Consider the following 13,112-nt stretch of genomic DNA (forward strand, 5'->3'; position numbering starts at 1 on the left):
TACCACGTTACTTATCTGATCGATAGTGCGTCCATCGGAAGCACGCCACGAACGCCACTGTACACCATACACCGGCCCAAGATTTCCATCATTATCGGCCCACTGATCCCAAATCGTGACACCATGTTCATTCAGATAGTGGATATTGCCTTCTCCACGCAGGAACCACAGCAGTTCATAGATAATCGATTTGAAATGCAGCATTTTTGTTGTGACCACTGGAAACCCATCACCTAGTTCAAAACGCATCTGATAACCAAATACGCTCATCGTGCCGGTCCCTGTGCGATCGTGCTTCTGCACGCCATGGGCCTTCACATACCGCAAAAGATCGAGATATTGCTTCATTGAACGAAACGCAAGGCTAAGCGTCTATGTATCTTTGGAGCTACGTGCTCACTGCACCACGTTCTCGGTAGGCGAGTCCCACCATGAGCGCTCCAAGCAGAATCATGGGCAGAGAGAGAACGTGACCCATTGTGACCCAGCCCAAGGTAAGGTAACCAAGATGGGCATCGGGCACACGAACGAACTCAACTGCGAATCGGAAACAGCCGTACAAAAACAGAAACAGGCCCGACACGGCCATCGTGGGACGCGGCTTTACAGAGAAAAGCCAAAGGATGACAAAAAGCAGAAGGCCCTCAAGTAGCGCCTCGTAAAGCTGCGTTGGGTGACGTGGTAGACCACCAGCTCGAAGGTCTGGGAAGACCATTGCCCAAGGTAAACTCGTCGGTGCCCCCCATAGTTCGCCATTGATAAAATTACCAATCCGTCCCGCACCTAAGCCGATCGGCACCACGGGTGCCACAAAGTCCATCACTGCCAGGAACTGCTTTGCCTGTTTGCGGCTAAAGAGCCATAGAGCCAGAAGCCCGCCAAGCAGGCCGCCGTGAAATGACATCCCGCCTTGCCAAACCTTGAAAATACCTAGCGGATCATGCAGGTACACAGGTAGGTTATAAAACAGCACGTAGCCGAGGCGCCCACCGAGCACGGCCCCAATGGCGACGTAAAAGGTGAGATCAGCCACTTGTTCAGGAGTCCAACCCAATTTCGGGTCCCGTGATCGCCAGCGCAACAACCACCAACCGGCAACGATCCCAACGATATAGGAAATGCCATACCAGTGTATCTTCAATGGACCAAGATGTATGGCGACGGGATCAATATTCGGAAAGTTCAGCATGGTCGGCCACTAGTTTAACAAGCACCATCACTAAAATCAGAACCTAGCGGGCCATGCGACCCGGGTGCTGAACGAGACAGTTGCTACCCCCATACGTTATAGTGTGGGACGTTAGTCAAACATCGGCTGCTGCCCATGGCGCCTTCCAAACACCGCAATGCGCTCGCCAGTGAGACGAGCCCGTATCTTTTGCAACATGCGGACAATCCAGTAGCTTGGTTTCCCTGGGGTGAAGAGGCCCTGAAGCGAGCCAAGCAAGAGGATAAACCGATCTTACTATCGATCGGCTATTCCGCCTGTCACTGGTGCCATGTGATGGCGCACGAGTCGTTTGAAAATGATGAAACAGCGGCTCTAATGAATGATCACTTCGTCAATATTAAGGTCGATCGAGAGCAACGACCCGACCTCGATAAAATCTACCAGACAGCTCATCAGTTGTTGACGCAGCGCGCGGGTGGTTGGCCTTTGACGATGTTCCTTACGCCTGAAGACCAAGCACCATTCTTTGGCGGCACATACTTTCCCCGCGAGCCCCGATCCGGCCTGCCGGGCTTCAAAGACTTACTGTTAAATGTCTCTCAATTCTATAAATCAAATCGTGATGCCATCAAGGAACAAAACGAATCTTTGATCCGGGCGCTTAGCATGTTACAGCCGCAAGGCGCAGGTAATGACGCTGTCATGTCTGCAGAACCATTGGAACTTGCACGGCGACAACTTACACAGATTTACGATGCCAGAGAAGGTGGCTTTGGTAGTGCGCCCAAGTTCCCTCACCCCACCAACATCGAACGGCTCCTGCGAGACTACGCAACAAGCACCGCGTCAGGGCGATCGGATACCAATGTGCTGGAGATGGCGCTATTCACCTTGAGAAAAATGGCGCTCGGGGGGATCTATGACCAGCTCGGTGGTGGTTTTTATCGTTATTCCGTGGACGAGCGCTGGATGATCCCCCATTTCGAAAAGATGCTCTACGACAACGGCCCGCTACTTACGCTCTACAGCGACGCCTGGCAAATCACCCGGGATCCGCTGTTTGAAAAGGTCGCATTAGAGACCGCGGATTGGGTGATCAGGGAAATGCAATCGCTGGAAGGCGGTTTTTATTCAACGCTGGATGCCGATTCCGGGGGCATGGAAGGCAAATTCTACGTATGGTCCCGGGAGGAAGTCAGCGATCTGTTGAGTACAAATGAAAATCAACTTGTCGCACGCTATTTCGGACTTGACCGGGACGCTAACTTCGAAGGCAAGTGGCATTTACACGTAGCGTGTGACATCGGGGCCGCGGCTCAAGCCTTAGGCGCGACGGATACTGAGGCACATACACTTCTCAAAGATGCGCGACGGAAGCTGTTCGAGGCACGCAACGGGCGTATTCGACCCGGGCGGGACGAAAAAATATTGACCTCATGGAATGGCCTGATGATCAAAGGCATGGCGACGGCTGGCCGCATCTTTGAACACAGGGACTATGTCGATGCGGCCGAACGCGCGCTCGATTTCGTCCGGAAGACCCTGTGGCGGGACGGGCGACTCTTGGCGACCTACAAGGATGGCAAGGCACATTTGAATGCCTATCTTGATGATTACGCCTTCATGATTGACGCAATTCTGACACTGCTTGAAGCCCGTTGGCGAGATGGTGACCTGCCGTTTGCGATACAGCTTGCTGATGTTTTGCTTGATGCGTTCCAAGACAACGAGCAGGGCGGTTTCTTCTTCACATCCGATGATCACGAGCAGCTCATTCAGCGGTCCAAACCCCTGATGGATGACGCCCTGCCAGCGGGCAATGGGATTGCTGCCTACGCTTTGGGCCGCCTGGGACACATCACTGGCGAGACGCGCTACCTCGATAGCGCTGAATGCGCATTGCGCGCCAGCTACCCGTCAATTGAGCGAAGTCCCGCCACCCACAATGCCCTCTTGCTCGCTTTGGAGGAGTATCTCCAGCCACCACAAACCATTATCCTGCGAGGGCAAAGGGAAACGTTGCAGCCTTGGCGGGAACGCTGCTTGGAGCGCTTTGCCCCACGCCGGCTCACCCTCACGATCCCCACCGGTGCCACCGATCTGCCAGGCGTTTTGGGGGAACAAAGTCCAAACGGGGAAGCGGTCGCCTATGTCTGCGAGGGCCACGAATGCAGCGCGCCGATTGAAAGCCTCGATGCTCTCGCTGAGCGCTTGAAAGATTTGTGAATTCAGTGAGATAATGCTTAGTTACGATTGAGAAATGACGCCGCCCCTAAATAAACCGTCAGCCGATGGGACGCTCAACGACACCAGATAGCTCACAGTAACTGCAGCGTTAAGACAAAAGTACAGTGATAACTTGGCTGGCAAGGTATTGTACCGGTCAACTCAGAGGCGGTTCCAAATACCTTTAATATATGCGCAGTCATACATGCGATATGTCGACTTCAGCATGCTGATAGGGGAACCGCACGAGCACCTTGACCTTTAGGGTGAGTGTTGCAAAAAAACGATCGGGGTAGTTTACATATGGCGACGAGAAACAACGCACTACGGGAATGGGTCGAAGAGCTTGCAAAATTAATGCAGCCGGACGACATCCATTGGTGTGACGGCACCAAGACCGAATACGACGCAATGTGGGAACCGCTAGTCAAGGGCGGTACGGCGAAACGATTGAATGACGCAAAGCGTCCAAACAGCTACTACGTGAGATCCGTACCGGCTGATGTGGCCCGTGTTGAGGACCGGACCTACATTTGTTCTGAAGAGGAGCCCGATGCGGGGCCGACCAATAACTGGTGCGACCCGAAAGAGATGCGTGCAACTTTGAATAGTCTTTTCTCCGGTTGCATGAAGGGCCGCACAATGTATGTGATCCCGTTTAGCATGGGGCCGATCGGCTCGCCCATTGCTCACATTGGTGTGCAGGTGTCCGATTCGCCATACGTCGTCGCTAATATGCATATTATGACCCGCATGGGTCAGAAGGTCTTGGATGCCCTGGGCGAAGACGGCGAATTCGTACCCTGCGTGCACTCCGTCGGCATGCCGCTTACAGATGGACAGGCAGATGTGCCTTGGCCCTGTAATCCAGACAATCGCTATATCGTCCATTACCCAGAGACGCGCGAGATATGGTCGTTTGGTTCCGGATACGGCGGTAATGCACTGCTTGGTAAAAAGTGTTTCGCTCTGCGTATCGCGTCCGTTTTGGCTCGTGACGAGGGCTGGCTGGCCGAGCACATGCTGATCCTGAAAATCACTAACCCTGAAGGAAAAGTCCGATATATCGCCGGCGCCTTCCCAAGTGCCTGTGGTAAGACCAATCTCGCCATGCTGACGCCGAGTATCCCCGGTTGGAAGGTCGAGACCATCGGCGATGATATCTGTTGGATGAAGTTCGGCGAAGATGGGTGGCTCCACGCTATCAACCCTGAGGCTGGCTTTTTCGGCGTGGCACCAGGCACAAATATGAAATCGAATCCCAATGCCATGCGTACGTTGCTAAAAAATTCTGTGTTTACCAATGTGGCCGAGACCGATGATGGCGATGTCTGGTGGGAGGAGATGACCGACGAGGCACCGGCGCACCTGACCGACTGGAAGGGCAATGACTGGACGCCGGATTCCGAAGAAAAGGCCGCCCATCCGAACGCACGTTTCACTGCACCCGCTGCACAGTGTCCCGTGATCGCGGACGAGTGGGAGGATCCCCAGGGGGTGCCTATCAGCGCCATCCTGTTTGGCGGGCGACGTGCCTCCGTGGTCCCACTGGTCAACGAGGCCAGCAACTGGACCCATGGCACTTTTCTCGGCACCATCGTCGCCAGCGAAATGACAGCTGCCGCCTTTGGCGCAATCGGCGAATTGCGTCGCGACCCCATGGCGATGCTACCATTCTGCGGTTACAACATGGCTGATTACTGGAGTCACTGGTTAAGGATAGGCAAGACACCAGGGGCTGAGTTGCCGAAGATCTACTACGTTAACTGGTTTCGCAAAAACGACGAAGGCAAATTTATGTGGCCCGGCTTCGGCGAAAACAGCCGCGTGCTGAAGTGGATCTTCGAGCGTTGCGAGGGTACGGCTGATGCCCTTGATACACCAATCGGTAAAGTGCCGACGAAAGATGCCCTGGACTTCAGCGGTCTGGATCTCGACGAGGCCACTATAGCTGAATTGCTGCGTGTTGACATCGACGGCTGGCTTCAAGAGATCCCGCTGATCAACGAATACTATGATCAGTTCGGTGATCGCCTGCCAGCAGAACTTCGCAAAGAGATCAAAGAGCTGCAGCAGCGTCTGGAGCGCGTCAAACAGGCGGCTGCCTGAGGGATTCGCAAATCCATCAACTCATGAAAAAGCCCGCTTTAGGCGGGCTTTTCTTTTCTCTGCGAAAGACAATTGAGATAACGTCGCAAGATACTTCTTACACGAGCAATCTACATCGGGGCTAGCGCAGCGAACCAAGCTTATGCATTCGCCCTTTTGGCAGCGATGGTGATGGAGGATTGAGAGGTAAGTTCAGCCAGACAAAGAACCAATATGACAAATTACAGTCAAAATTCTTTAAATCGTCCTTTATAATCCGCTACATTAACACGATGATTTCGACTACCGAACTCCCCATTTTGATTGACCCAAATAACATCATGACGCGGACGTTGGTCTCCCAGCATACGCAATTTATGCGCAACCGACTCCTAGTGTGTATTGCGATCGTCTGGACTATGCTCGTCAGCGCACCGACCTATAGCGCAGACGCCGCGAGCGCTTCTGCAGTTAAACCGGAAGCCGATCAGTTGCTCAGACAAATGAGTGACTATTTGATTTCCCTTGATCAATTTAGTGTGCGAGCTGAAAACACAGAAGACGTGCTTCTCCCCTCAGGGCAGAAACTACAGATGGGCTATTTAGTTGAACTCTTTGTGCAACGTCCAGATAGACTTCGCGCCAATGTCAGAGGCGACAGAGACAACCAAGATCTCTTCTATGATGGCGAGACCATCACGCTCTTGGACACGGATCTCAACTACTATGCCACCATCGCAGCGCCCCCCGAGCTTGACGCGGCGCTCGATTATGCTATGGAAGCCTTTAACCTCAGGGCGCCCTTATCGGATCTCGTCTACACCAACGCCTATGCGGCATTGACGAAAAACACTGAATCCGGATTTTACGTCGGAATGAGCGAGATTCGAGGCATCGAATGTCATCATCTGGCATTTGTCCAACATGATATCGATTGGCAAGTATGGATTGAAAACAGCGAGACACCACTACCCAGAAAGCTCGTTATCACCGACAAATGGGTAACGGGTGCCCCGCAATTTGTGGCTATCCTGTCGGATTGGAATGTGTCTCCGCACTTGCAGGATAAGCTGTTTACCTTTGTCGAACCGGACAAGGGCGAAAAGATCGAGTTTTTGCCAGTCGATCAAACCCGGATGCCGTGAGCTATCACTGAGCCCCGCATCATGAAACGCATAAAGTCAAAACCATCAGTAGCCTTATCTTTCATGTCGGCGTTGCTGCCTGGGCTATTGATTGGACTTGTCGGACTTACGGGGAACGATGTCCTGGTGAAAGACGCCCAAGCCGTGGTGGGCCGCCCAGCCTCTCCGGGCAGTGTAGCGGGCATTCATCGCCGTGAGACCCGGCGAACCGTTCGCGCTACAAGCTATTATGGCGGCGCCACCGTCACAACGGGTTCGTCAGTATATACACTGCCCCCGGGTTGCGTCGCGGTGATCCATAACGCGGCAACATACTATTACTGCGACGGGATTTATTACCAACCCTACTACCAGGGCAATCAATTAGTGTACGTGCCCGTCGAAGCGCCCTGAACCGCGCTGCCTATAACCTACAACCAAAAAGCTGAAACAATCACCAAAGCGAAGACCAGGACGAAAAGCCAACGGGACCAATGATTCATTCTGACGGCAAGCGACTCGTTTCCCAGCTGGGTCAGCCTGGTAGTGAGGACGACCTCCCCTAATGCTAAGAAAACCAAAATGGTGGAGCCGATCATGAATTCATCGACCCGCGTGAGATAGGAGATTTGAGGTAGGAGCTGTGAGAACCGGAATTGAAAGAAGATCAGCGTCAGTATCGCTGCCGTGGACATACCAACCCTGGGACCAATTTCCGACGGAACGATCCAAAAGACTGTCCAGGCCATAAAAACGATCAACCCCAGCGGAACGATAAGCTTCCATACGTAGTAAGGGCTATCGCGCCGTGCTTGCAACTCATAGGTGAAGCGCGGGATGTTATGCGCCAATGGAGGCAGTTGGAATGCGTCCACTCGGGTGGTAGGGGCGCCGATCAACCAGTTAGTAACGGAAAAACGCCCGGCACGGCCCGTCATCGTTGGATCAAGCACGAACCAAAGGTCTTCCGGACTATAAAAAATAGAAATGATCTCGATGAGTAGCGCTTGCGTGTCCCACGGGACATCCTTGAAATGCATGGGAGACGCGAGCTCACCGTAGTACCGCTGTTCATAGGCGACATTTCCCTCGGAATCGACCGTAACGGTATCTTCCAGGCGCTTTGTAAGGATTCGTTGGTTGCGGATCCGCGCGACTGGATCCCACACCTCGCCCAGACTGATCTCGCAGCCTTCAAGGGACATGCCCAAGCTTTCGGCAGAAAGCCGAGGGTCAATCCACTTTAGTTCAATATGAAAATCGGCCGTATAGGCCTGCGACCTGTCCTCAACAGCCACAACGTCGAGCATGTAGATACCGACGCCAACCTCTGTTGCCGTACCCGGCGGGTCGGGCCGTGACTCCCTCAAACTGGGAGGCACCGAGCAATCTGCCACCGGATTATTTGAGACGACTTCGGCAGCCAATACACACGGCGCAGTGGCGAAAAACATCAGCACCAGCCAGACCGCCCAAAATGCCCATAATGAGATCGAGAAATTCCCTATGAAGCAAACCTGTTTCATTCCGATCATGCCTTGAAAGAACCAATCATTTTGAAAAGACAAGCCGGAGCCTGTCTGCGTTTTGCAGCATGACGGTCAGAAAGTTGCCATCGGCTGGCGTATTGCCCTGGGGGATAAACACCACGCTGTTGATGCCAAGCGATTTAAGTGTGGCCGCGGACTCAGGCTCCGGCGCGCCCTCCCAGATCATCCATCTGGCGGGATGTTCCCTAAGTATGGCCTGCAGTTCAAGCCACTGTTCGTCAGTCGGCACCTCGTGTGGTTCCCAGTGAACGCTTTTAATATCCAATCCGTATCGCCTGGCAAAGTACTGGTACACTGGATGGGAAGCAACCAGCGGCTCGTGCATATTACTCACGACGATGCCCTTGAGGTCCCGGTCAAGGCGTAAGAGGTCATCTTCCAAGGCCTTGTAATTGCTTTCGAATATATCACGCAGTGCAGGGCGCTTCCGGCTCATTGCGTCGGCAATGGCCCTCGCCTGGTCCGCCGCCAGATGAAAATCAAGCCAGGTCGTCGGCGCCACACCAGTGTCTGCGTGTTCGCCACCGGGACCGTGGGTATGCATTACAAGATTAGCGAGGGGAATGTACTGGTCCTTAAAGCTCGCAGAGGTATCAACCAGCTTTGAGCGCGGCAACGTGACCTTGTCGATCCATTTCGCGTAGTTTGCGCCATTCAAAATAATCAAGTCGGCTCTCTGGTACTCGGCAATGACCTCAACCCCTGGATTCCAGAAGGCCGGGTCAACATCGGGTGGAACCGGAAACGCCACCGTGGCATGCGCCTCGGCGATGCGTTGGGCGAAGTATTGGAGGGGATAATTCACCACGTAGATCGTGAGCTTACCTGACACATCATCCTCAGACATCGCAATAGCCGGGAGACCGAGGATCATCACTGCCAAAAAACATAAACGCGCCATAACTTTCATAACCACGGCGCAGGTTTCCTATAATCCATCAAATGTCCTCTTCACGTTGGCATCATCGAGACTAACGAATAAACAGCGCCCGGACGAGGTCGTTGGCAAACTGACTAAGAACCGCCATCATGGCTAAACTAAGGATCCCGCTGATGAGGACGATGATAAAGATCTCCGCACCCAAGAGCCGGGCAATCGTCATGCGGCTGCAACCGAGCTTGAAGATGGTGCTGATCTCGCGCTGACGCAGCCTGAGCGACAAGGCGAAAACGAGAACGACAGCGAGAACAGTTGCCAATCCGACCAATCCAATTACCGCATCCAGGACGTTTTTGATACGAAATATGTTTTGCAGCAGCTCATCAATGACATCCTTCGGTTGCGCGATTTGATTGATGGCATCAGTCAATAGATAACGGCCACGGAGGATTGTGCCTGCCTTTGCGTCACGGGGTAATGCAATGACCGCGCTGATTGGATAGTGCAAAGTATTGCCGTGAAAGTGAAACGAGTCTAGATTCGCTTCTGTGATCTCGGTGTACTGCTCAAGCTTGGCGTTGGCCACCACATTCGTCTCCGTGCGGCTCAAAATCACAGTTGAATCTTGCGTTTTTGTTATGTCTTCGTGGCCATGGCCCAGGCCTTCGATGACCCAGGCGGTTTTTAGATCGACAAATATGGCCAGATCATCGGACGTATGGGCCTTCTCAAGCACACCAGCGACGCGCATCTTCAAGGGATAAACACCCGCGAGATCAAAGAGATTGTCAGGGGATGAGATCAAACTGTCTCCCGGAGCAAGGCCCAAGCGCTTGGCCACCGTCGCACCGACGACGCAATCGCCCAGCACAGCCAGCCCCCGACCCTCAGCCACCTTCAAACTGCGAAAATCAAAGTAGTCCAAGGTCGTTCCAACAATCGCATGCCCTCTCGCACGAAACCGCACATAGACAGGCACGGCTAGGGCCAGGTCCGAATCCATCAGGGCTTGGGAGTCCGCCATCGAGATTAATTCCGGGACCTCGTCCCCGAAATACAGTGTATTCATCACCAGATCCAGCGCGCTGCCCTTGGCGCCGACGATTAGCGGTGTAGAAACGGCTCGGGAGAGAAGCTGCTGCTCGCTTTCAGTCAGTAGGCGTTGCAATCCCAGCGGCAAAAAGGCGATCAACGTAATGCACGCGATCAGGATAACAGTCTTTAGCTTATTAAAGGTAACGTACTTCCATGCGATATAGAAACTTTCGATCACGTTGCATCTCCGTCACGAAAGTCTTCGAAATCGATTACCCGGTCGAAGCGCTTGAGCAAGTCATGATCGTGGGTTACCGCCAAGAGCGTCGCATTGTGCTCGTCGACGCTACGAAACAACAGATCGAGAATGCGGCTCTTGTTTGTTGGATCTAGATTCCCGGTTGCTTCATCTGCAAGGATCACTTTCGGCCAGGGTAAGAGCGCCCGGCAGATCGCGGCACGTTGCTTTTCGCCTTGTGAGAGATCGTTGACAAGGCGCTTGAGCTTGTTGCCAATACCCATGCTCTCGGCAAGCATCGCCGCACGAGCGCGCACCTCCCCATCGAGCATAAGGGCGCCGGTAATGCGGTAAGGATGAAGGATATTATCGAGCACGTTGAGATAGTCCAGGAGTTCAAAATCCTGAAATACAAATCCGATGTTTGTAATCCGAAAATTACGACGCTCAGAATCCGTGAGTGCATCCACTCGCACGTCACCCACCTCCACCGTCCCACCGGCGGGCTGCAGGATACCGGCAATAAGGTTCAACAGTGTTGTCTTGCCCGAGCCACTGGGGCCAATCACAGCAATTTTTTCGCCCTCGGCAACAGCGAACTCAGGCACACGGAGCTGAAACTCGCCGTCCGGATAGCGAAACGCGAGACCACTGATGTTAATCATTGGTCCAGCATCCCCAGTCTAGAGTGTGGCGGTTGCCGGAAAGAAAGCTTAAAGACACCAAATGCTGAACTCTAGACCTATTTACTTGCTGTCTGTGCATAAGGGTCGATCCGTTTTTCTTCGAGCAGCTCAAGCTCGGTGATCTTCCACACGCCGTCAACAGGCTCGACGATGATATTGGCGCGGTACTCGTTCTTACGCCCATGCACATGTCCCCAGTGACCGACCGTCCCGAACGCCGTCCAGGTAGACTTGAACGATAAGGCCAAGGGGCGTTCGGGGTGCGGCTCAACGGCGACGTCCAGGATCTCGATCTCTTTTACTTTGGCCTGCGCCCCGCCGGCCTTTTGTACGGCGAGCGATTTTCTGTTCTGCAAATATACATCGGCCAGCAGATCACCGCTCACGCTGACCGCAAGCTTGTCATAGACATCCTCTTCCCGGCGAAAATCGAACGCGCGGTACACGTTCTTGAGCAGGCTTTGTAAGACCAACGTCGCCTCTGCCTTGCTTAGCGCCGGGGCCATGATTGCGGGCTTGCCGATCGAGGCGTGCATGTACGGCGACAGCACCAGACTCGTCCCGAGCAGCAGTGCACCAACGACAACTTGAAAGCGGATCGATCTCGATTGACGCCGTCGCGCCTTGATCTGCCATAACACCGGCACGAGCAGGAGCAGTCCCACTGCACTCCCTATCGGCACGCTAAACTTGGTGAGGGAGTCCGGCACGATCACCTCAGCGACCTGCGGCGGCTTGTAGTTTTTCAAGAAGTTGGTCCACCTATGTACGTTGTCATCGGGCGTCACGAAAGATAGCAATGGGCCGGCCGGATCGATCGCGGTGGCCGGCACGCGCTGGACCTGATCGGTAAAGAGTTCCCAATCGACGGTAACCTCCTTTGGCAACGCGTCGGTAAGATAGGCGAGCTTTACCCCCACGATGGCGGTCGAGAGCTCAAGACGTTCAGGCTGCTCCAGTAACTGAATGCCGGTCAATGCTACCTTTACATAGTCGGCCCGATCGAGGATCGGGCGAAGCGATTCGCCATCAACCAAAACGGTATTCTTATCTAACATGAACTCGCCGACCCGTTTCTTCAGCGGCTCCCACTCGTCGACCTCGATGTACTCGTCCCCGCGGAGGCCAAGATCCATCCATTCCTCCAAGTCCTTCACGCGTGTGAGAATCTCGTGGCGCACCTCGTAAGGTTCGACATAGAGATAAGACATCAGCGCCGACTTGTGGTGACGCTTGAGATTCGGATTGCCAAACTTCGAGTACCAGGGATCTTCCCAGTCAAGCGCCAGACGCGCGGGAGCACCGAGATAGCGAAAGTCGATAATGGGGACGGCCTTGTGGTAGGCGATAAAACCGATAGTGACCAAGGCGCGGCCTTCCTTGTCCAGAGGCGGGATGATGGTCAGCGTCTTCGGCTTCTTTTTCGGAAACGGGTAGACGACCTCCGCGTAGAGCACTCGTTTATCCTTTGGCGCTTCCGGCATACGTCGGCGTGTGTACGGATTGATCATGCCCGCGAAAGGTGACTGGCGATCGGTACGCAGGCGTGGCTCGACGAGTTGCAGCTGCGCCTCTAACTTTTCACCGGTATCCGTGACGAATTGAAATTTTTCGGAGGCAAAGATTTTCAACCGCTCTTCCGGCGCCGGGCGCTGCACCTTGGAATCTTTGACCCAGTCGTCCGGAATCAGCTCTTCGAAGAATTCGAGATCGCCGATGTGCACCTCTAGCACCAGCCTGACGTGGTCATCCAGAACGTAGATCTCGACGATGTTGGGCGCGGTCTCGGCGCCTGTCAGGTTAATCCAGTCGGCGCGCGCCGATCCGATGCTGGTGACTACGGCAAGCAGGGCAGCTGCCCAGAGCGCTCGCGCTAAGTCCGCAACATTACTCATTACGTGCAAGATTGAACCGTTGGAGTAGCTGCTGCGAGTGAACTGGTCTGGACTGCCTGTTAATAAAGCTATTCCTCGTGCGGCTCTTTTCTTCGCGGCATCCCATAAGCAACGCAGGAAGTTGTAACCATCAAGATAAATCTTGAAAGTTTGCCGGTTGGCCTGGCAATTCTTTTTCAGTTTCTCCACGCATTTAGGGGTCCTGCTCCCTGCCCTGCC

General features: G+C 53.9%; 11 protein-coding genes. 4 read left to right on the forward strand and 7 right to left on the reverse strand.

Translation table 11 applies throughout. The annotated features are described in order from the left end of the window. Positions 1-348, reverse strand: a 348-nt coding sequence (thyA, locus tag O6944_01345; protein MCZ6717794.1) for a thymidylate synthase, incomplete at its 3' end; no start/stop codon positions are given. A 40-nt stretch (positions 349-388) separates the two neighbouring features. Then, positions 389-1,189, reverse strand: coding sequence for a prolipoprotein diacylglyceryl transferase (lgt, locus tag O6944_01350; protein ID MCZ6717795.1), 801 nt, complete (start codon positions 1,187-1,189; stop codon positions 389-391). Positions 1,190-1,324: 135 nt separating this feature from the next. Here lgt and O6944_01355 point away from each other — a divergent pair, with 135 nt between their 5' ends. The 4 genes from O6944_01355 to O6944_01370 all read left to right on the forward strand — a co-directional run bounded on the left by O6944_01355 (position 1,325) and on the right by O6944_01370 (position 7,023). Next, on the forward strand, positions 1,325-3,397 hold the full coding sequence (locus O6944_01355) for a thioredoxin domain-containing protein (protein ID MCZ6717796.1): 2,073 nt from the start codon (positions 1,325-1,327) through the stop codon (positions 3,395-3,397). Between the two features lie 303 nt (positions 3,398-3,700). Further along, a complete protein-coding gene (locus tag O6944_01360) occupies positions 3,701-5,506 on the forward strand; it encodes a phosphoenolpyruvate carboxykinase (GTP) (GenBank protein ID MCZ6717797.1) in 1,806 nt (601 codons plus the stop codon). Between the two features lie 320 nt (positions 5,507-5,826). Next, positions 5,827-6,630 carry a DUF2092 domain-containing protein gene (locus O6944_01365; GenBank protein MCZ6717798.1) on the forward strand — a complete coding sequence of 268 codons (804 nt, stop codon included), beginning with the start codon at positions 5,827-5,829 and terminating at the stop codon, positions 6,628-6,630. A gap of 21 nt (positions 6,631-6,651) precedes the next feature. Beyond that, positions 6,652-7,023 (forward strand): hypothetical protein, encoded by a 372-nt coding sequence (locus O6944_01370; protein MCZ6717799.1) that lies wholly within the window; start codon positions 6,652-6,654, stop codon positions 7,021-7,023. 17 nt (positions 7,024-7,040) lie between these two features. Here the strand turns inward: O6944_01370 and O6944_01375 are convergent, their stop codons facing one another. The 5 genes from O6944_01375 to O6944_01395 all read right to left on the reverse strand — a co-directional run bounded on the left by O6944_01375 (position 7,041) and on the right by O6944_01395 (position 13,082). Continuing rightward, on the reverse strand, positions 7,041-8,135 hold the full coding sequence (locus tag O6944_01375; GenBank protein ID MCZ6717800.1) for a hypothetical protein: 1,095 nt from the start codon (positions 8,133-8,135) through the stop codon (positions 7,041-7,043). A gap of 25 nt (positions 8,136-8,160) precedes the next feature. Next, positions 8,161-9,069, reverse strand: a complete 909-nt coding sequence (locus O6944_01380; GenBank protein MCZ6717801.1) for a metal ABC transporter substrate-binding protein — start codon at positions 9,067-9,069, stop codon at positions 8,161-8,163. 61 nt (positions 9,070-9,130) lie between these two features. After that, complete coding sequence (locus O6944_01385) at positions 9,131-10,312, reverse strand: ABC transporter permease (GenBank protein ID MCZ6717802.1); 1,182 nt, start codon at positions 10,310-10,312, stop codon at positions 9,131-9,133. Beyond that, positions 10,309-10,977 carry an ABC transporter ATP-binding protein gene (locus O6944_01390; protein MCZ6717803.1) on the reverse strand — a complete coding sequence of 223 codons (669 nt, stop codon included), beginning with the start codon at positions 10,975-10,977 and terminating at the stop codon, positions 10,309-10,311. Before O6944_01390 ends, O6944_01385 begins: the two co-directional genes overlap by 4 nt. 77 nt (positions 10,978-11,054) lie before the next feature. Then, the gene (locus tag O6944_01395; GenBank protein MCZ6717804.1) at positions 11,055-13,082 is read right to left on the reverse strand and encodes a hypothetical protein; all 2,028 of its coding nucleotides are present in this window, start codon (positions 13,080-13,082) and stop codon (positions 11,055-11,057) included. Positions 13,083-13,112: the final 30 nt, after the last annotated feature.

This window comes from Gammaproteobacteria bacterium (genome assembly GCA_027296625.1).
Classification (GTDB): domain Bacteria; phylum Pseudomonadota; class Gammaproteobacteria; order JAKEHO01; family JAKEHO01; genus JAKEHO01.